Origin of the sequence: Proteiniphilum sp. (genome assembly GCF_034927365.1) — a bacterium.
In the GTDB taxonomy this organism is placed as follows: domain Bacteria; phylum Bacteroidota; class Bacteroidia; order Bacteroidales; family Dysgonomonadaceae; genus Proteiniphilum.
Genome location: NZ_JAYFQD010000013.1, coordinates 82,480 through 103,910, shown reverse-complemented (window position 1 = coordinate 103,910; position 21,431 = coordinate 82,480). Strand labels below are relative to the sequence as shown.

Sequence of the window (21,431 nt, the reverse complement as noted above, 5' to 3'; positions counted from 1 at the left end):
CTGTTCATAGTAGACCGACTCTAATTATAAGCAATCGTAATTTTATGACCGGTAGGTGTCAACGTAAAAACTGAGCCCGACGAACTATCCCTTGTATCTTTGAGTAATCCTTGATCCAATTTCACCTGATAGTCGAAATTCTTCAATCTGGCATCTATCTCCTTCTCAGAGAGGTTGGTGAAAGGAAGATCAATATTGGGAGCAGTAGTCAGATTCAATTCCCATTTGAAATCTTTTGAATTGGCCTCGCAGCTGATTTCCGTCTTATCTTCAGAGAAGAGCATAGTTAGTGTGGCGATATCATTTTCCAGGGTCCATGCCACAGAAAGCCAATCCTCTCCCTTTGTGATTAGGGGTGAATGACTGCTTTTTGCTTCTACCCATTCACCATCACCAATAACGTAATATAGTTTCATGCCTGCCAAGTAATTGTCATTACTCCATAAATTTCCATCTACAATGGGTAATGTAGTATAATAGCATTGTGAAGAGGTAAGCCTGTTCTTATAATAATCCGATTCAACGGATTCGTTAAAAACATGTATGTCTCTAATTTTAAATGAAGAACCTTCCCAAAGGATATTCGTGCGATAAAAACGGCTGTTGTACCATACCGTTTTACGATTTTGTGGACGGTAATCACTCAGTGAGCTGATCGCTGTGGGAGGCGTAACTTTAAAATTCTCTTTGAACCAGGCACCCGACTCTTCGAGGGTTTCAACCCTGATTTTATTCATCTTGCACTGTTCGGCGATCAACGGGATCTGAATTGCAAGTCCATCTTTCATCGCATCCCATGTGAATGAGTTCTCCTGTCCGGCCTGCACATAGGTAAATCCTAAAGCAGGATCGTCGAACATCGTATTGAAAAACCATTTGACCCATTCCGGATTTCCTCCCGCTTCCCGACAAAGAGGTTCAAGCGTGGTGACGGATTGGCTTACGCCTTGCCCCACCCCATGGTCATACTGATAGCTGGGATCACTCCCCAACATCCTAAAAATCGGAACGGGTATCTGCCCTGTCTCGGTTTGAGCAGGCATATATGCATTGATGCGACTGGGATAATAAGCCTGTCCCCAGTATCCGCCCCAAAGGGTATAACCGTCGGTACCAATCTGATCCCTACAATTGCACGAGGCCTTGATCCCATATTTATCATACATATAACCTAACGTATAGGCATCGATAAACCATGATCCTACCGATGAAGGATATTCTCCAAATATCAATTTGAATTTTTCCATATATACATCCACCAGCTTTTCACGTTCTTCAGGCGTATATCCCGGTGAAAAACCGACATCGGCATGCCAGTCCCAGGGATAAATTCCCCGCCATTCAATCTCCGCAGCTTCCACATGAGGTTGTGTTATCTCCCACCATCCTCCGATTTCAGAACCGTCAAGAAGTTCATTTTTAAGTAACTCCTGATATCTAGGATTGATCAACGCATCATATTGAAGCAGAAATGTTCCCTTCAGTTGGTATTCTTTCAACAATTTTACCTGCTCTACAACGGTCTGATAGAGTATTTCATCCGTGATTCTCTCAATTCGGGGCTCTGTTTGTCGAATAAAGTTAATGATATTCACTATTCGGGGAGAATCCTCTGTCGATTCATTCCTTCTCTGATTTTGACATGACTGAAAGACAAAAGTCATCGCCAGAACGGCCAAAAAAATTCGAAATTTCATAAATTACTGATGTTTCACAATTAAAAACCAAGTTGATTATTCAGAGAATAAAGAATAAAAAAGCGGTATATATTATCGGATATATCGTTAAATATAAATGTATTATCGGAAAGATCCAATCCATATTATACGACAAGGCAAAGATATAAAAAGATTTAGGAGTTGAGAGGCTGGAAATATCATGATATCTTTACCATATCAAATCTCTTAGCCTTTATATCATTCTGAACAACTCTCAAAATGGAAATAATTCTTTATTTTTGTAAAATTGAACGGGTTTCATCTTGTTCACAATAATATTTAAAACAGGGGTCAATTTCAGGAGACAATGTGCGACACTAAAATGATAAAAAATATGCTTTCAAAAAAAGTCATTTTCCCTTTTCTGTTCTTTCTCTTTTTAACCTCTATTTATGCAAAAGAAATCAAAGTGCTGGCTATAGGGAACAGTTTTTCCGACGATGCTCTCGAACACTATTTATACCAGATCGGAGCCGCCAATGGAGATACGCTCATTATTGGCAATCTTGCGATCGCTGGAGCATCCCTGGAAATGCATAATAACAACGCCAGAGAAAATAGACCAGCATACTCTTATCGGAAGATTGTCAATGGGATCAAGGAAATGACCGGAGAAACTACACTGGAGCAAGGAATAAAAGATGAGGATTGGGATTTCATCAGCCTGCAACAAGTCAGTTCTAATGCCGGCGTCTATGAATCCTTCTTCCCTTACCTACCCAGGTTAATCGATTATGTAAAGCAGTATGCCACCAATCCGGACATGCAACTAACTCTTCACATGACTTGGGGATATGCCTGGGATGTAAACCATCCGGGATTCGCCAACTATAACAGGGATCCGATGCTCATGTATGACAAGATTGTAGAAACAGCCCGGAGAGTGTCCTCTGAACTGAATATACCGGTGGTTGTTCCGGCAGGCACCGCTATCCAGAATGCCCGCACAAGCCGCTTAGGAGACTCTCTGTTCCGTGACGGATACCATCTGGAACTAACTTTTGGCAGGTACACGGCAGCATGCGCATGGTACGAGATCCTCACTGGAAAATGCGTTGTCGGGACCAACTATAGACCGGATACCGTAGACGAATCAGTCGCTTTTATCGCTCAAATAAGTGCACACTTTGCTGTAATTAATCCAAGTAAAATCACAAACATCCCGATATTATGACAACATTTCACCGTCTCTTCATTCTTTTTATGTTCCTGATATTCAGCTTTATTCTAAGAAGTGAGTCAACTCCTTTACCAACTGGCCTAAAAACAGACCATTTGGAAAACCCCATTGGCATAGATAATCCCAGTCCGAGATTGACATGGAGGATAGATGATAGCAGGCAGGGCGCACTTCAGTCCGCTTACAGGATTATTGTCGATATTGATTCAATGAAAATGCTCAAGGGTGAAGGATCGATATGGGATTCGGGCAAAGTGAACTCTGACAATCAACTCGCCACTTATGATGGAAAAAATCTTGATCCTTTTACAAAATATTACTGGAGAGTGACCGTATGGGATGGATCAGAACAAGAGAGCATGTCGGGCATTCAATCTTTTGAAACCGGAATGATGGATATTGGTAACTGGCAGGGAAACTGGATCGGTGACGGGAAAGATATCCATTATGAAGCGGCACCCTACTTTCGTAAAAAATTCGAAACCAACAAAGAAATAGCTTCTGCGCGTGTATATATAGCTGTTGCCGGATTATACGAACTTCACGTCAATGGAGAAAAGATCGGCAACCACCGACTTGACCCGATGTACACCCGCTTTGACAGAAGAAACCTCTATCTTACGCACGATGTAACCACTCAACTGCAAAAGGGTGAAAATGTCATTGGAGTGACCCTCGGTAACGGGTGGTACAACCACCAGGCGATGGGTGTATGGGATTTTCACCGGGCACCTTGGCGCAACCGCCCCACTTTCTGTCTCGACCTGCGTATTACCTATACCGACGGTACAGTTGAGACTATCTCTACTAACCTTAGCTGGAAAAAAACAGACAGTCCTATCATTAAGAACAACATTTATACAGCTGAACATTACGACGCACGGTTGGAACTGAACGGATGGAGCAAACCGGGATTTGACGACTCTAAATGGCATGGAGTGGGATTGAGAGGTGTCCCATCGCAAAATGTTACCGCCCAGCAGCTAAGACCGATACGTAACGTATCCACATTCCCCGCTAAATCAGTCAATAAGATAGATGCACAAACCTATGTATTTGACTTTGGACAAAACATGTCGGGAGTGACTGAAATCAAAGTCACCGGTGAAGAAGGTACCGAGCTCCGTATAAAGCATGGTGAACGCCTGTATGACAACGGCCGAGTAGATATGTCGAATATTGATGTCTATTACCGGGGCGATGCGGAAAAAGATCCTTTCCAGACAGATATTCTTATCCTGAGCGGAAAAAAAGAAGACCAGTTTATGGCCCGCTTCAACTACAAAGGGTTCCGTTATGTGGAAGTCACAAGCAGTAAGCCGATCCAACTGGATGAAAATAGCATAACTGCCCATTTTATGCATAGCGACGTCCCTCCCGTCGGGAAAATTGAGACTTCGAGCGACCTCATCAATAAGATATGGAAGGCTACCAACAATGCCTATTTGTCGAATCTGATGGGTTATCCCACCGATTGCCCTCAACGAGAAAAGAACGGTTGGACCGGCGATGCTCATTTCGCGATCGAAACGGCATTGTATAATTTCGATGGTATCACTGTATATGAGAAGTGGTTGGCCGACCATAGGGACGAGCAACAACCCAATGGCGTATTACCCGATATTATTCCTACAGGAGGATGGGGATACGGAACTCACAACGGATTAGACTGGACCAGTACCATTGCCATTATCCCATGGGAGATATACAGATTCTATGGCGACAGCAAATTGCTGGAAGATTGCTATGATAACATCAAACGGTATGTGGATTATGTAGACCGTACAAGTCCGGAAGGCCTTACCTCCTGGGGACGCGGCGACTGGGTACCGGTGAAATCACGGTCAAACCTGGAACTGACCTCCTCCATCTATTTTTATGTAGATGCAACAATTTTGGCCGAAGCAGCAGAACTATTCGGAAAAGAAGCGGATCATCGTTATTACACTACGCTGGCTGGGAAAATTAAAAATGCGATCAACAAGAAATACCTGGATCGTGAAACAGGCATGTATGCCAGCGGCACACAAACCGAATTAAGCATGCCATTGCAATGGAAAGTGGTACCGGAAGATATAGCACCCAAAGTAGCGCAGAATCTTGCAAGGAAGGTAGAAGAAACCGGATTCCACCTGGACGTGGGGACATTAGGAGCCAAAGCCATCCTGAATGCGTTAAGTGAAAACGGCTATCCCGAAATAGCATATAAGGTGGCGGTACAGGATACCTATCCCTCCTGGGGTTGGTGGATCGTGAATGGTGCCACAACCCTCCTTGAGAACTGGGATCTCGCAGCTACACGTGATATCTCCGACAATCACATGATGTTCGGTGATGTTGGTGCATGGTTCTTCAAAGGACTGGGAGGTATCTATCCCGATGCGGCACAACCCGGATTCAAGCATATTATCCTGCGTCCCCATTTCGAGAAAAGCCTTGAGCGATTCGATGCACAGTTTCAATCACCCCGTGGCTTAATCCGATCGCAATGGGAATGGAAAAAAAGAAAGATACGCTACCACGTTGTAGTGCCTCCAAACAGCAGTGCCACCTTGTATCTCCCCGATTATATAAAAGGGGACAAACTGGTAAAACTGGATGCGGGAACACATGATCTTACTTTTACGGTTGGAAAATAATGTGACTAATATGCCAATGTGCCAATATGCCAATATGCCAATGTGCCAATGTGCCAATGAGACGAATTAGAAAATAAGTCATTCTCAATTGTCCATTCTCTAAACATCTAAACAAATGAAACGGATACTCTTCTTATCGATTTTTTCAGTCCTCACCGTCATAACGGTTTTTGGGAGTAAACAATCATCGGTTATTCCCGTCAATCTAACCTGCGAATATCTGACCAACCCAACAGGATTAGATGTAGCAAGTCCACGTTTTAGCTGGGTATTAAAACCCACGGATGAATCGGCTTACGGACAACGGCAGACTGCATACCGTATTCTTGTGAGTAGTTCTGTCAAAGGATTGGATAAGAAAAAAGGGGATATCTGGGATTCGGGCTGGGTGTTGTCGGATGATATGCAACTGATTGCATACGATGGTAAGCCGCTGGAGTCTGACCAGCAATATTTCTGGAAAGTAACTGTAAAAGATGAAAACAGCAATGAATCGACTTACAGTGAGACAGCTGAATGGAGCACCGGATTATTCTCGCAGGAGGAATGGACGGCGGAATGGATCGGGACAGATGAGGCATATAATCCCGCAGAAGGGCCTAACAAGATGCAGGATCCCTGGTTCCGTAAAACATTCGAATTAAAGGTGAAACCCTCCAGAGCAACCCTGTTTGTGGCTTCGGTAGGATATCATGAAGTATATGTTAACGGAAAAAGAATAGACGATCATCTGCTGGCACCGGCAGTTACGGATCATACCAAGCGGGCTCGTTATATCGCCTACGATATTGCATCCGCACTGACTCCGGGAAACAACGTCATTGCTTTGTGGCTGGGAACTTCATGGTCTATCTTCGGGCCTTATGCGACCCCCGATAAGCCACGCACTCCCCTCGTGATTGCCCAAACGGACATCCATGGCAAGAAGGGTCAAAAACCAATCAGGATCACAACCGACGAGTCGTGGAAAACCCATCCGAGTCCCAACAGGCTGACCGGCAACTGGGGATTTGGTGTAGGCGGATATGGAGGTGAATTCTGGGATGCCAATAAAGAGGTGAAAGGGTGGAACCTGACCGACCTGAATGACAGTGACTGGAAACATGCCACAGTATACACTCCGGCATTGACACTATCAGCCCAACAGGTAGAGACCAATAAATTGATGGATGAAATCCATCCTACCTTCATCGAGGCGCGCTCCGACGGTAGTTACCGTGTGGATATGGGACTAAATTTCGCGGGATGGACACAGATTTCGGTACAGGGCAATCCCGGTGATACCGTTCATTTCCTTTTTTCGGAAAGGGAACAGAATGATATCACGTTCGGGCTAATGAATTCTTACGTAATCGGGGCGTCAGGAAAAGGAATATTCGAAAACCGCTTCAATTACAGTTCGGGCAGATGGATCACGATCAAAGGGCTGAAATCAGCTCCGAAAAAAGAGGAGATCAAAGGGTGGATGGTACGTACCGCTTTCGATGATGCAGCCAGATTCGAGTGTTCCGATCCGTTGCAGAACTGGATCTACAATACAGTAAAATGGACTTTCGAAAATCTCTCTCTTGGTGGATTTATTGTCGACTGTCCGCAACGCGAACGATTCGGGTATGGAGGTGATGCTCACTCTACTTCCGAAACAGGTCTCTTCAACTACAAACTGGGCGCTTTCTATACTAAATGGCTGGAGGATTGGCGTGATGTACAGGGTACGGAACCGATGGTAGGAAATATGAATGATCCGTCGTGGGCACGTAAGAAGGAAGGTAGCGGCAGGATACTGGGGGGAGGTATACTGCCCCAGACAGCACCCACCTACCATGGAGGAGGCGGGCCGGCATGGGGTGGCATCGTGGTCACCCTTCCCTGGTTCATGTATCAACACTACGGAGACCAACGGGTGCTTGAAGAGAATTTCGAGATGATCAAAGGGTGGTTAGAGTTCCTCGACACCCATGTCGAAAATGATATGCTCAAAAGATATGGAGGACAATGGGACTTTCTGGGCGACTGGCTTTGGCCGGGAGCTACATCACAGGGGATGAACAACAATTCCGATGAGAACCTTTTCTTCAATAACTGCTATTGGATATATAACCTGAAAACGGCGACACAGATTGCAAAAGCGATCGGAAAAGAGAAGGAAGCAGATCAATGGAGAAGACAGGCAGAAAGGGTATCTAAAGCCATTCATTTAAAATATTATCACCCGAACGATCATAATTACTCCGACAGATCGATGCGTAGCCTTTCAGCCTCCCTCTATGGTAATATCATGCCCGCGGAATTACGCCCTAAAGTGATGGAGAGCCTGACTAAAGAGATCCTTGTCAATAAAAAGGGACATATCGATGTGGGAATTACCGCAGGAGCAATGCTCTTCAAAGTATTGCGTGAAGAGGGAAGTGATGATCTTATCTTCTCCATGACATCCCAGACCACTTATCCAAGTTGGGGACTTATGCGTGAAAGCGGAGCTACTACCATGTGGGAAATGTGGGAAAAAGATTTACCGGGACATTCACTCCTGCACAGCTCCTTTCTCTATCCCGGAGCGTGGTATATCGACGGGGTAGCAGGTATCCGAAGAGATCCCGCTGCTCCCGGATTCAGGAAATTTGAAGTACGGGTACCGAAATTCACCGAAACACAAATCTCGGAAGCGAAGGCCTCGTTCGATTCTCCCGCAGGATTGATCGAGTCGGAGTGGAAGCGGAAAGATGGAAAGACCGTACTAAACGTAACGGTGCCACCTAACTGTACCGCCACAATACTATTCCCCGACGATAACAAGAATGCAGTATCTGTAAACGCTGAACATGTAAAGGAAAAAGGCAAAAAAGAGGGTTATATCCTGTTTGAAGTCCCCGCTGGAAAATATCGATTCAACAATTAAACAATTCAACGATTCAACGAAATGAAACACATCTATTTTTTAATCGGACTTACCCTGTCTATACTAGTGGCAGGGTGTCAGGGTGCAACGGTGAAAATCGAATCACTGAAAACAGAAATGCAGGAAAATCCACAGGGATTGGGTACCTCAACTCCGCGATTTTCCTGGCAGATTACTTCCGGTCAACCCGATCTGCAACAAAAAACTTATCAGATTCAGGTGGCCCGATCGGAGCAGGATCTAAAAAAAGGAACAAATCTGTTATGGGATTCCGGAGTTATTCCAAGTGACCTTTCCATATTGGTTCCCTATAGCGGGGAAAACCTTTCGCCAAGAGATGTATACTACTGGCGGGTAAAGATAAGCACCAACCAGGGAGAGACAGCATGGAGCAAAATCAACCACTGGTCGATGACTTTACCGGATTCGGGTTGGAAGGCACAATGGATCGGTGAAAATGCACTTTCCAATCCAGGTGAGACCAATCAAAAAAATACCCGACTGGCTGCCCGTTATCTGCGAAAACCATTCGATAGTAAACAAAAGCCCAAACGGGCCGTACTTTATATTTCGGGACAAGGTGCCCACGAAGCTTATATCAACGGGAAGCGCGTTTCGAATGATGTACTGGCGCCCGCGGTTTCCTGGTTTCCCGAAAAAGTCTATTACAACACCTATGATGTCACATCTCTGATTGGGAAAAACACCAACATGCTTGCGGTGAAATTAGGAAACGGCCGTTATTTCGGCATGCGTGACGCCTGGAGCATCATGTTTGGATTGCCCCGTCTGCTGGCACAACTGGAGATTGAATACAGCGACGGCTCAACGGATGTGATTGTCAGCGACAATTCCTGGAAAGTGACCTCCAAAGGTCCTATCATTGCCAACAATGAATTTGATGGAGAAGAATATGATGCCCGATTGGAACTTCCCGGATGGGATAAAACAGACTATGACGATTCAGCGTGGAAACAGGCTGACATCATGGATGCACCCAAAGGGAAACTCACCGTGCAACCGAACCCGAGTATCCGGGTGATGGAAGAAGTAAAGCCTGTATCCATCACAAAACTGGCCGATGGAAAATTTATCATGGATATGGGTCAGAATATGGTGGGCTGGGTAACCATCAACCGACTTAAAGGAAAAAAGGATCAGCCTGTCACCATGCGCTTCGCAGAGCTGCTCAATCCTGATGGCACACTATATATGGCAAACCTCAGAGGTGCAAAAGTTACGGATATCTATACCCCGGTAAAAGATGGAGAGTTCAGTTGGGAACCCTCTTTCGTCTTTCATGGATTCCGTTTTGTAGAGATCTCCGGGTTAGATTACCAGCCAGAACTATCGAGTTTTACCGGAAAAGTAATCTATGATGAGATGGAGACCACCGGACAATTCGAAACTTCCAACGAAACCATCAACCAGATATTCAAAAACGCTTACTGGGGTATCCGCGGCAACTACAGGAATATGCCCACCGATTGTCCACAACGCGACGAACGACAGGGTTGGTTGGGAGATCGTACTACCGGTTGCTTCGGAGAATCTTTTATTTTCAATAATGCGCTTCTCTATAGCAAATGGTTACAGGATATCGAAGACTCACAAAGTCCCCAGGGTTCTATTTCCGATGTATCTCCACGATACTGGACCATATTCAACGACGACGTTACCTGGCCGGCAGCCTATTTTTACGGTGCAAAGATGTTATGGCAGAATTATGGAGATACCGAACCGATAAAAAAACATTATGCTTCCATGAAACGCTACATGGAACATATCCAGGAGGTATCCATGCAGGATTATGTCCTTACCAAAGATACCTATGGCGACTGGTGTATGCCTCCCGAATCGCAGGAACTCATCCATTCTCGTGACCCGTCGCGCACTACCGCTGGTCCTGTACTGAGTACCACAGTCTATTACAGTCTGCTGGACCTGATGTGCGAATTTGCCGCGATTACCGGAAACGAAGGTGATATACCCGGATATAAAGAGCTGGCAGCGAGATTAAAGGATGCCTATAATGCCCGCTTCTTTAACGTTGACTCAGCGTTGTATGATAATAATACTGTTACAGCCAATATGCTTTCACTCCGCCTAGGATTGGTGCCGGAAGGATACGAGAAAAAAGTATTCGGCAATATAGTACGGAAAACGGAAGTGGATTTCAACGGACACGTAAGTACAGGAGTATTGGGAATTCAGCACCTTATGCGCGGGCTAACCGAACATGGAAATGTGAATCTGGCCTACAAGATCGCTTCCAATCGTACCTATCCCAGTTGGGGATATATGATTGAAAAAGGAGCGACAACTATCTGGGAACTGTGGAACGGAGATACGGCCGATCCGGCAATGAACTCTGCCAATCACGTCATGCTACTGGGTGATCTGCTTATCTGGTTTTACGAAGATCTGGCAGGTATCAAAAACCACCCCGAAACAACAGCCTACAAAAAACTTCTGATGGAACCGAAATTCCCCGAAGGCTTGTCACATGTAAAAGCCGCCTATAAATCCGTTTATGGTGAGATAAAAAGTGAATGGAAAAAAGAAAATGGCACGTTCCATTGGGATATCACCATCCCGGGAAATAGTTCGGCAGTTATCAGGTTACCAAAAGCGCTGAATATTATTACACCAACTGGAGAAGGGGTGAGAAATGTAACTGAAACAGAAACCGGAATTGAGATAGAATTAGGCTCGGGAAGTTATCAACTCAATAATTGAATTTGAGATTTTAGATGTAGGATGTAAAATGTAATTCCTAAATCACAAATATTATTTAGAACCATTATAAATTAATCAAAAGGGCCAATTGTTTTAATTTTTTCAGTTAAAACATTTGGCCCTTATTATATATTCATTAAATTTGTAGACAATATTTATATCTATCTGACACATAGATAGTTTTATTTACAGAAAAGTCCATTCGGGCTCAAACAGATTATCTTTTTCGCCGTATAATAATTGTAATACGGTGTATGAGTATTGTCAGCGTTAATTGATTCGCGCAATTTGTATCCCTTTACCGTAAATTATCGCCATTATTACAGATTCTTTTATGCTATTTGAAGTTCACCTTAACAGGTTTACTCCCACACCACATCAAAATTATCCATCATGAAAGCTAAAAATTTCGTAATGCTGTTACTCTGCATTGCCATCTGTTCGTGCGAAGGAGACACGATAGATTCCAACAAAGTAGGAAAACCACTCCAACTAAAAGCTGAAATTAACGGGTTAACCACCCGTGCCTCCAATTCCTCCTGGGATAAAGACGATGCTATCGGCATTTATATGGTAAAAGCAGGGCAAACACTCAACTCCTCTGCACTCAAAAAGAATGCACAGTATGTAACTTCAGGCAGTTCTTCTTTCGAACCTACTGATGAAACGGATCAGATTATTTTTCCGTTCAATGGTTCCAGTGTCGATTTGATAGGCTATTATCCCTATCGTAAAGAGATTACCAATTTCTCTTATGACGTTGACCTGAGTAATCAGTCGGTACAAGCCGATATCGACCTGTTATACTCTACCAATGCCAAGGGTGTCAGTTCAGGCAATCCGAATGTGAACATGTTGTTTACACATCAGTTGTCCAAAATAGTACTGAACATAAACCATGGTACGGCGTTCAATTTAAATGATTTGTCAGTGATCATCTCCAACACGGCAACCAAAGCCTCCTTCGATTTGGTGACAGGGACTTTATCTTCTGCCTCCGCTCTCGGGGATGTGGAGTTAAAGATCAATATCGCAGAGTCGATTGTCGAAGCGATATTGCTTCCCACGAACAACCTGTCGGGTATGCACCTATGGTTCATTATCGGAGAAGAGTTTGAAGTATATAAATTATCTTTATCGGAAGCTCTCAATATAAACGCTTTCCAAAAATCAACCAAATACACCTACAACGTTACGTTGTTCGGCAATGAATCCGTGATGATTACCGGAGGAAATATAACGGACTGGACAACCGGCTTAACAGAAAATATGACTGCAGACCGTACAGAAGAAAACCCTCCCCTTATCAAAGGATCACAGAGAGCCCCCTACACCGTAGCGGAAGTAAAAAATAACCAGGGAAAAACGGGTGTGTGGGTGGAAGGTTTTATCGTGGGATCATTCGACGGAAGTATCAACAAATTTCTTCCCAGTGCGGATGGGGCAAAGCAAAACAATATCGCACTGGCTGATACTCCTGGTGAAACCGATACGGGGAAAATGATCCCGGTAAATTTGCCTTCTACGGGCTCCATCAAAGCAGCGTTGAATATCCCCGACAATCCTGACAATATTGGCAAGAAGGTACTCCTCAAAGGTAACCTTAATGCCTATTATTCAGTACCTGCCTTAAGAGATGTGAAAGGATATCAGTTTAAATGATCAACAATGGAAAAGGATAAAAATGTGTCCAATTCTTGTGGTATTCCGCAAGGATTGGACACATTCACTGTAATCTCAAAAAATATTCTACTGAAAAATAATTATTTGAATTCTTTCCACATAAGAAATGCACGTGCAATGGCATTATCCACTAAAGGCCCCATAATGGCATACCCCTCTTTGTTAGGATGCACCCCATCTTCCGACAGATTCTTAGGTAAGCCGTTACGTTCATCAGCCATAGCTGAAAAGAAATCGCAATAAACTGCTCCACGCATAGCGGCATACTCTTTGATACGCTTGTTCAGTTCCACAATCTTCGGAGCCGGTTCCAACCCGGTGCGCCACGGATAGTCATATACAGGAAGAACGGAACATAACACCACCTGTATACCGTGAACCTGCGCCAATTCGGTCATAGAATGGATATTGTCTTCGATCATCTCCAGCGTCGATGGCCCCGTATTACCCGCGATATCATTCGTTCCGGCAAGGATTACCACCACTTTGGGCCATAAATTAAGGACATCCTGACGGAAACGAAGCAACATCTGAGGTGTAGTCTGACCACTAATCCCCCGATTAATATAGGCACGACCTTCAAAAAACTCGGGCACCTTTTCTATCCAGCCCTGCGTAATGGAATTACCCATAAAAACTACCCGGTTATCACACGTTTTGGCAGGTCCCAACTTCGCATTATCTTCCCTAAAACGGTTCAGATTAGCCCAATCCTGCGCTTCTAACAACAATATGCTACTCATCACGAATATTAGCGAGAAAAATAATCTTTTTACATTCATCTTGTTTATTTCTTTAATCCTATTGAATTACTCTTTCGAATGTCAAAAATAGTTATTTAATTCCTGATCAAGGACAAATTCATCGATTTATTTGAACGATACATCGATTATTAGGGCTAAAAAAAACTAAAATCAGTATAAGCGCTACTTTTTCTCTATTTTAATCGGTAATTTTGGAAGGTTTTTACCCTGTAATATCAGGGCTATCAATAAGAATTTTGAGGTGACGATTTATTAACTGGTTCAGGCAGTAATCTAATAATATGTCATTTCCACATTGTTCTACGACTAAAAGAGTAACACAATTATATGAACAGGAATACGAAAATAACTGTTTTTGCCTCCATCGCAATTTTAATTTTGGGGATGGCATTTTTCCCAAAGATCAAGCAATTATTTATTTCAGGAAATCAGAAAGATGAGCCTATTCAGCGTACTGCTCCCGCCGGAAACAGCAGGTCGGCACTTATGGTAAACGCCACGGTACTGAAACCCCAGACCCTCAACAATATGTTCAGCATTACGGGGGTGTTGTTACCCGACGAGGAGGTAAATCTCACATTCGAATCTTCGGGTAAGATTACTGACATCTATTTTGAGGAGGGTTCCTTCGTACAAAAAGGGAAACTACTCGCCAAAGTGAATGATGCTCCCCTACAGGCCGAGCTCAAGAAACTCGAAGCCCAGTTGCCGCTGGCACAAGACAGGCTCTACCGGCAACAGACACTGTTAGAAAAAGATGCCATCAGCCAGGAAACCTACCAGTCGATTGCCACCCAACTGGAGACATTGAAAGCTGATATAGAGCTGGTGAAGGCCCGTATCCGGCAAACCGAACTGAGGGCTCCTTTCGACGGGATGATCGGGCTGAGGCAGGTGAGTGAAGGAGCATATGCTTCTCCTTCGGTCGTAGTCACTAGCCTCACCAAGATATCACCACTGAAGATCGAATTTTCTCTTAACCAGAATATACTGAGCAAGATCAAGCCTGGCTCTCAAATTTCATTCAAAGTAGCAAACGACCTGTCGGAATACCATGCCACAGTTTACGCTATAGAATCGAGGTTGGACGTGAAGACGCTCAGCCTCTTCGCCCGTGCCCGCTATCCCAATACAGACGGGAAGATCAAGCCGGGTCAATCCGCCGACGTACGGATCAACCTGAATCAGATAGACAATGCCATCGTCATCCCGGGGATCTCCACCGTAAAGGAGATGGGACGTGATATCACTTATCTATACGACAATGGCAAGGCCAGAGAGGTAGAGATTATCATAGGCATGCGTACCCCCTCATCGGTCGAGGTGATCAGTGGCCTGAACATGGGCGACACCCTTCTGACTACTGGTGTGATGCAGTTACGAGGCGGGATGCCGGTACAGATCAGTCAAATGGTTGAAAACAGCACAGATTAAAACGAGATGAACCTATCGGAATTAAGTATAAAGCGGCCGGTATTGGCTACGGTGTTGGTGCTGATCATTATCATCTTCGGATTGATCGGCTATACCAGTCTACCCATCCGTGAATATCCCAACGTGGACAACCCTATCATCACCGTACAGGTATCCTATCCCGGTGCCAATGCGGAGGTGATAGAGAACCAGATCACCGAACCGCTGGAACAAAATATCAATGGTATACCAGGTATCCGTTCGTTGACCAGCCGTAGTAGTCAGGGAAGCGCGAGGATCACGGTGGAATTTGAATTGAGCGTGGATATGGAAACCGCCGCAAACGACGTGCGGGACAAAGTTTCCATCGCACAAAGATACCTTCCCCGTGATGTCGATCCCCCGACGGTGTCGAAAGCCGATGCCGACTCCGATCCCATCATGCAGATTACCGTACAAAGTCCCAACCGCTCCATGTTGGAGCTCTCTGAGATCGCCGACCTCACCGTCAAAGAGCGGTTGCAAACCATCTCTAATGTGAGTGCGGTGGAGATCTGGGGAGAGTACCGCTATGCCATGCGTTTATGGTTAGACCCCATCAGGATGGCCGCCTATAATGTCACTCCCCTGGATATTAAAAATGCGCTGGACAGGGAAAACGTCGAACTTCCCTCCGGTAGTATCGAGGGTGACCAGATATCACAATCCATCCGGACGATGGGATTGATGCAGACACCCGAAGAATTCAACAATCTCATTTTGGTAGAGAATGATTTCCGGGTCATACGCTTCCGCGATGTAGGATATGCCGAACTGGATGCAGCCGATCGGCAGAATATCCTCAAGAGAAACGGGGTGCCAATGGTGAGTTGCGTGATTATTCCGCAGCCGGGCGCCAACCAGATCAATATTGCCGACGAAGTGAGGGTCCGCATGGAGCAGATGCAAAAAGATCTTCCCCAGGATGTGACCCTCGACGTGGCGTTCGACAACACAAAGTTTATCCGTGCTTCCATCAGCGAGGTAGAAGAGACTGTGATCATCGCCTTTATCCTGGTGGTATCCATCATCTTTATTTTCTTAAGGAACTGGAGAGTGACACTGATCCCTGCACTCGTAATACCGATCTCGCTGATCGGCATCTTCTTTGTAATGTATCTGGCAGGATTCTCCATCAACGTCTTGTCGATGTTGGCAATCGTTTTGTCGGTTGGACTGGTAGTAGACGACGCCATCGTGGTCACAGAGAATATCTTCCAGAAAGTAGAAAGTGGAATGGATCCGGAAGAGGCATCCATCGTCGGTTCGAAAGAGATCTTTTTTGCTGTAATTTCAACAACAATTACCCTGGTAGCAATATTTTTCCCGATTGTCTTTCTGGAAGGGATGACCGGCCGTCTGTTCCGTGAGTTCAGTATTGTGATATCCGGCGCACTTATTATCTCCGCTTTTGCTGCACTGTCTTTCGTGCCGATGCTATCCTCGAAGATGCTCACCTCAAAACGGAAAAAGAATAAGTTGCATGAAAAGACTGAATTTATTTTCAATGGATTGAATAATATCTACAATACCTCACTGAGGGCCTTCTTACGTCACAAATGGCTTGTATTACCGGTTATCATCGTTTCTGGAATATTTATCGTTATCTTCTGGAATACCATCGCCTCTGAAATGGCTCCCCTTGAAGACCGCTCCATAGTTATGATCCGGAGTTCCGCTCCGGAAGGGGCTACCTACGAATTTATCAGGGACTATAACGAGCGTATTTCACAAATAGCCGACTCCATCGCACCGGAAAGAGAATCCAACATCAATATGACCCGCGGCACTTTTGGCATGGTACGGATAGTGTTGCCCGACATGAACAAGCGCGAACGCAGCCAGATGGAGATAGCCGCAGCCCTCACTCGTGCTGTAAAAAATGAAAACGCGGCCCGTGCTTTTGTACAACAGCAATCCACTTTCGGGGGACGCCGTGCCGGTATGCCGATACAATATATTCTGCAGGCACCCAACATTGAAAAGCTACAGGAGTTTATCCCTCCCTTTATGGAAAAAGTAAACGCCAGCCCTTATTTCCAGATGAGCGATGTCGATTTGAAGTTCACCAAGCCGGAAACAAGAATACTTATTGACCGTAACAAAGCCGCCATATTAGGGGTAAGTACACGTGACATCGGTCAAACATTGCAATATGCGTTGAGCGGCCAGCGGATGGGCTATTTCTATATGAACGGGAAGCAGTATCAGATCCTGGGTGAGATCAACCGCCAGCAACGCAACACGCCGATCGACCTGCAAGCCATTTATATCAAGAACAAGTCAGATCAGATGATCCAGATGGACAATCTGGTGAGATTGGAAGAATCGGTAGCCCCTCCCCAACTCTACCGCTACAACCGATTCAACTCCGCGACCATTACCGCGGGTCTGGCTCCGGGTTATTCCCTCGGTGAAGGATTGGAAGAGATGGACAGAATTGCTTCCGAAGTACTGGACGATTCGTTCAGGACGGCACTGGAAGGTGAATCCCGGAACTTCAGGGAGAGTTCCTCGAGTCTGTTTTTCGCTTTCGGCCTTGCAATCCTGCTGATCTTCCTTGTGATGGCAGCCCAGTTCGAGAGTTTCAAAGACCCATTCGTCATTATGTTCTCTGTGCCACTAGCGCTCTTTGGTGCCTTACTGTTCATGTGGATGTTCGGGATTACGATGAACATATACAGTCAGATCGGTATCATCATGCTGATCGGGCTGGTGACCAAGAACGGGATCCTTATCGTGGAGTTTGCCAACCAGCGGCAGAGTGCCGGAGAGAGTAAACTCCAATCCATCATCGATGCTTCCACACAGCGGCTACGTCCCATCCTGATGACCAGTATCTCTACAGTACTCGGATTATTGCCGCTTATGTTCGCCAGCGGTGAAGGTGCCAATGGACGGATCGCCATGGGTACAGCCGTAGTGGGCGGATTGCTTATCTCTACCCTATTCACCCTCTATATCGTCCCGACAATGTATGTCTATCTCTCTACTGACAGGGAAGTAAAACTGAAAAGAAGGCTGAAAAGGAAAGAGGAAAATTGATGTGATGATTTTATTGTTATTCGGCTGCGCCGTTATTCAGTAGTTATTCATGCTTCGCATGTAGTTCAATAGTAATTCAGCTTCGCTGTTATTCGTGCTTCGCACGTAACTCAATAACAATCGAACAACTATCGAACAACAACTGAACACAACCGAATTACAACTGAACATCAACTGAATAACAACCGAATAACAACCGAACAATATGACAATAAAAAATACACCGATACTACTCTTTCTCCTGATTGCATCTGCTGCGTTCGCGCAGCCAGTAATGGATTTGCAGGAATGTCTGAGGATCGGGTTGGAAAATAATTATGATCTGCGTATCGTACGCAATGAAGAACTGATCTCGGACAATAATGTCACATTAGGGAATGCCGGATTCCTGCCGCAAGTCAGCCTGAATTCGGGTTATAATCTTCGTAGTAATAATGCTGACCAATATCCTGTAAATGGAGAGGGGACAATAGAAACTCGTAATTCAAATACACAGACGCTGGATGCCGGACTAAACCTCAACTGGACTCTCTTCGAAGGGTTTCGGATACAGACAAACTATAAACGGCTGAAAGAGTTGCAATCCATAGGCGAGTTGAACACACGGCTGGCGGTGGAAGGATTCGTGGCCGACCTCACAGCGGAATACTACAATTATGTGCAACAACAGATACGACTTGGAAATCTTCAGTATGCAGTATCTCTTTCCAAAGAACGGTTACGCATCGTGGAAGCACGCTATCAGGTGGGATCACTTTCCCAACTCGACCTGCAACAGGCGAGGGTCTATTTCAATGCCGACAGTTCCCTGCTTATCCAACAGTACGAAACTCTCAATAGCTCTAGGATTCGGCTGAATGAACTGATGGGAGGGGATGTGGAGCAACACTTCCTGGCAAAAGATACCACTATTCTCTTTGATGCCGACCTTTCTAAAGAAGAGTTGTTTAACCAGGCGATGCAGCATAACACAAGCCTGCTGCTGAGCGGGAAAAACAAGACATTGAGCGAACTGGACCTGAAAAACCTGAGAAGCCACAATTATCCCTACCTTCGGATGAATGCCGGCTACGGTTTTACCCACTATGATTATAACACCGGCACACTCGACAGGCAACGCACATGGGGACCAAGTGTGGGGGTAACCCTCGGCTATACGATCTTCGACGGATTCAATCGAAAAAGGGAACAAAAAAATGCCGAAATCACCGTACAGAATCGTGAATTACAGGTGCAGAGAAACAAATTATGGCTGGAAAGCGATTTTGCCAATATGTGGTTGTCCTATCAGAATAACATAGAACTGACCAACCTGGAACGCGAAAGCCTGCACAATGCCAAAGTGAATTACGAGATCGCCATGGAACGGTACAAGATCGGCGACCTGTCCGGATTAGAGCTGAGGGAAGCACAAAACAGCCTGCTCGAAGCAGAACAACGCCTTCTCACCGCGCAATACAGGACCAAACTCTACGAGATCTCACTGTTACAGATCAGCGGGAAGATCGGGGAATATTTGGAGTAGTTGGGATTTAAGATGTGGGATGTTAGATGTAAGATTTTAGGGTGAAGGATTTAAAATATCGTAGTTTGAAATCAGTAATCCAACAACTTCGGAGTAATTGGCCTGTCCGGAACTGATTTTATTTGTTTTGAGATAAGCATCATATACCCTGTCCTGCATATCAGACAGTGATTCGTTCCTTGCTGCGAGCCAATGCTCCCTGTTTCGCCGCAGATCGGCAATAATCTCCGGTCGGATAGTTGAAGCTAACGATTCATACTCTTCAGGAAGAAAACGCCGTATATCGTTCAACACATACCTGATCGTGGATACATACGCACTATACCGGATTTTTTTGTCATTACTACTGCTACATACTACAAATCCATACAGATTCGCCTCCGATTCCTTGGCAATACCGAACTGATGTGCCATTTCATGCGCCAAAGTGAAAGGATAACTGAAATTCAGACTATAATTATTCACGTGGATCTCATTCAAAAAGGGTCCGAAATACCCCGAAACACCCATCTTCGAATAGACTGTTTCGAACATCATCAGCTTGGGCTTCCTCTTTCCGTTGGGGTATGATATCCTTAACGACTCGTGTAATAGCCGATATGATGATTCTATTTCACTCCTGATATCGTTCTTATCCATGTCTACACAATCGGTATAACAAAGGTTTGCATGGTCAATAAATCGTACTGCAAACTCCTTGAAAACCTCCGGATCAAACTTCTTCTCCACTACATCGTTCCGATGGTAGAAATCTTCCCGGAAGTATGCGATTCCCCATCCAAAATAGAACCAGACAACGATGACCGTCACAAACCGGATCAATCGGAAAAGGAATTTCGAAAAAGAAATCTTACGTATAATAACCAAAACGATCAATCTGACCAATAACAATACCGCTACGATCAGGAAAATATCGTATAGCGAAAAGGGCAAAAGGTTAGATACAAAGGATAGTACTATTGCTATAACCGGGTAAATCACATGCATATACCATTCTGATAGCGCTGTGCTCAGGCTAAACAGAAAGATCATCGCAAAGAGTGGAACTGCAATAATCAACAAAAGCACAAATTGTCGCTTCGGTATTTTGTCTCTACGTTCTCTCATCAGACTGTAAAAGTATTCATTTCTGGCCAAAACTTACACCTCAAACAGGATCAAACTTCCAACTTGCACCGGTGGGAATTTTATCGGATTCTTACACATCGTATCATATCAAACTTTCCCCCTCTTACGGAACACAAAACACCCCGCCTCCGACGGATGATCCTGCACATAGCTCTCCGGATGTTCCTTTCTCAGCATCCAGACCACCATAAAATCGCCTGCAGCAGCACCGGTAAAGATAATACCAAACAGCAACATCATTCCGCTGCCGTTAAAAAGCGCTATCACCGCCGGGATAATCCCTAACAACAGCGCCGGCATCAACGCTCCGAGGAAATAATGCTTCACCTTCAAGGGTTCTTTACAGTGGCAGTAAGGAGTAAGCATCTGCCACATCACTCCAAAACGGATGCTTTTAAAGCCATTTCTGGCATATAAGCCGAAGAAAAAACCGTGAATCAGTTCATGCACAACAATTCCCGCAATGAATATCAAAGCAAACAACAAACTTTGCTGTATTGATAGGAAGTGCTGCGGCCTCCAGATGAAGTAAAAAGCAACACCGAAAAATGCCGCCGCAGCAGCGGTAATGGCCAGTGCCACTCCATTTGCCGCATACAGGTTGATCGTTCTCTTCTCCTTTTCGTAATCCTCAAAAATATCCATTGCTAAAATGATGT

General features: G+C 44.9%; 12 protein-coding genes. 8 read left to right on the top strand and 4 right to left on the bottom strand.

Annotated features, from left to right (window positions below):
* Positions 1–20: 20 nt before the first annotated feature.
* A complete protein-coding gene (locus VB073_RS09615; protein WP_323403948.1) occupies positions 21–1,697 on the bottom strand; it encodes a hypothetical protein in 1,677 nt (558 codons plus the stop codon).
* Between the two features lie 355 nt (positions 1,698–2,052).
* On the opposite strand from VB073_RS09615, the gene VB073_RS09610 reads away from it, so the two are divergent.
* From VB073_RS09610 to VB073_RS09590, 5 genes are all read left to right on the top strand, one after another.
* Positions 2,053–2,892, top strand: coding sequence for a DUF4886 domain-containing protein (locus VB073_RS09610; protein ID WP_323403947.1), 840 nt, complete (start codon positions 2,053–2,055; stop codon positions 2,890–2,892).
* A gap of 29 nt (positions 2,893–2,921) precedes the next feature.
* The gene (locus VB073_RS09605) at positions 2,922–5,537 is read left to right on the top strand and encodes an alpha-L-rhamnosidase (RefSeq protein ID WP_323404276.1); all 2,616 of its coding nucleotides are present in this window, start codon (positions 2,922–2,924) and stop codon (positions 5,535–5,537) included.
* Positions 5,538–5,652: 115 nt separating this feature from the next.
* Positions 5,653–8,436, top strand: a complete 2,784-nt coding sequence (locus tag VB073_RS09600) for a family 78 glycoside hydrolase catalytic domain (RefSeq protein ID WP_323403946.1) — start codon at positions 5,653–5,655, stop codon at positions 8,434–8,436.
* Between the two features lie 21 nt (positions 8,437–8,457).
* Positions 8,458–11,175, top strand: coding sequence for an alpha-L-rhamnosidase (locus VB073_RS09595; RefSeq protein ID WP_323403945.1), 2,718 nt, complete (start codon positions 8,458–8,460; stop codon positions 11,173–11,175).
* A 393-nt stretch (positions 11,176–11,568) separates the two neighbouring features.
* Positions 11,569–12,837: a fimbrillin family protein gene (locus VB073_RS09590; protein WP_323403944.1), complete on the top strand. Its 1,269-nt coding sequence runs from the start codon at positions 11,569–11,571 to the stop codon at positions 12,835–12,837.
* 101 nt (positions 12,838–12,938) lie between these two features.
* Here VB073_RS09590 and VB073_RS09585 read toward each other — a convergent pair whose 3' ends face one another.
* Complete coding sequence (locus VB073_RS09585) at positions 12,939–13,640, bottom strand: SGNH/GDSL hydrolase family protein (protein ID WP_323403943.1); 702 nt, start codon at positions 13,638–13,640, stop codon at positions 12,939–12,941.
* A 309-nt stretch (positions 13,641–13,949) separates the two neighbouring features.
* On the opposite strand from VB073_RS09585, the gene VB073_RS09580 reads away from it, so the two are divergent.
* The 3 genes from VB073_RS09580 (at position 13,950) to VB073_RS09570 (ending at position 19,644) form a co-directional block, all read left to right on the top strand.
* Positions 13,950–15,056, top strand: a complete 1,107-nt coding sequence (locus VB073_RS09580) for an efflux RND transporter periplasmic adaptor subunit (protein ID WP_323403942.1) — start codon at positions 13,950–13,952, stop codon at positions 15,054–15,056.
* Positions 15,057–15,062: 6 nt separating this feature from the next.
* On the top strand, positions 15,063–18,119 hold the full coding sequence (locus VB073_RS09575) for an efflux RND transporter permease subunit (RefSeq protein WP_323403941.1): 3,057 nt from the start codon (positions 15,063–15,065) through the stop codon (positions 18,117–18,119).
* Positions 18,120–18,324: 205 nt separating this feature from the next.
* A complete protein-coding gene (locus tag VB073_RS09570) occupies positions 18,325–19,644 on the top strand; it encodes a TolC family protein (RefSeq protein WP_323403940.1) in 1,320 nt (439 codons plus the stop codon).
* A gap of 36 nt (positions 19,645–19,680) precedes the next feature.
* Here VB073_RS09570 and VB073_RS09565 read toward each other — a convergent pair whose 3' ends face one another.
* Complete coding sequence (locus VB073_RS09565) at positions 19,681–20,751, bottom strand: DUF3810 domain-containing protein (protein ID WP_323403939.1); 1,071 nt, start codon at positions 20,749–20,751, stop codon at positions 19,681–19,683.
* A gap of 108 nt (positions 20,752–20,859) precedes the next feature.
* On the bottom strand, positions 20,860–21,417 hold the full coding sequence (locus VB073_RS09560; RefSeq protein ID WP_323403938.1) for a DUF3267 domain-containing protein: 558 nt from the start codon (positions 21,415–21,417) through the stop codon (positions 20,860–20,862).
* Positions 21,418–21,431 lie beyond the last annotated feature (14 nt).

What these genes read in the sequence shown, in the direction of transcription:
- VB073_RS09605 (WP_323404276.1), top strand. Translation starts at nt 2,922, where the DNA reads ATGTTCCTGATATTCAGCTTTATTCTAAGAAGTGAGTCAACTCCTTTA.
- VB073_RS09600 (WP_323403946.1), top strand. Translation starts at nt 5,653, where the DNA reads ATGAAACGGATACTCTTCTTATCGATTTTTTCAGTCCTCACCGTCATA.
- VB073_RS09595 (WP_323403945.1), top strand. Translation starts at nt 8,458, where the DNA reads ATGAAACACATCTATTTTTTAATCGGACTTACCCTGTCTATACTAGTG.
- VB073_RS09570 (WP_323403940.1), top strand. Translation starts at nt 18,325, where the DNA reads ATGACAATAAAAAATACACCGATACTACTCTTTCTCCTGATTGCATCT.
- VB073_RS09585 (WP_323403943.1), bottom strand. Translation starts at nt 13,640, where the DNA reads ATGAATGTAAAAAGATTATTTTTCTCGCTAATATTCGTGATGAGTAGC.
- VB073_RS09610 (WP_323403947.1), top strand. Translation starts at nt 2,053, where the DNA reads ATGCTTTCAAAAAAAGTCATTTTCCCTTTTCTGTTCTTTCTCTTTTTA.
- VB073_RS09590 (WP_323403944.1), top strand. Translation starts at nt 11,569, where the DNA reads ATGAAAGCTAAAAATTTCGTAATGCTGTTACTCTGCATTGCCATCTGT.
- VB073_RS09575 (WP_323403941.1), top strand. Translation starts at nt 15,063, where the DNA reads ATGAACCTATCGGAATTAAGTATAAAGCGGCCGGTATTGGCTACGGTG.
- VB073_RS09565 (WP_323403939.1), bottom strand. Translation starts at nt 20,751, where the DNA reads ATGAGAGAACGTAGAGACAAAATACCGAAGCGACAATTTGTGCTTTTG.
- VB073_RS09560 (WP_323403938.1), bottom strand. Translation starts at nt 21,417, where the DNA reads ATGGATATTTTTGAGGATTACGAAAAGGAGAAGAGAACGATCAACCTG.
- VB073_RS09580 (WP_323403942.1), top strand. Translation starts at nt 13,950, where the DNA reads ATGAACAGGAATACGAAAATAACTGTTTTTGCCTCCATCGCAATTTTA.
- VB073_RS09615 (WP_323403948.1), bottom strand. Translation starts at nt 1,697, where the DNA reads ATGAAATTTCGAATTTTTTTGGCCGTTCTGGCGATGACTTTTGTCTTT.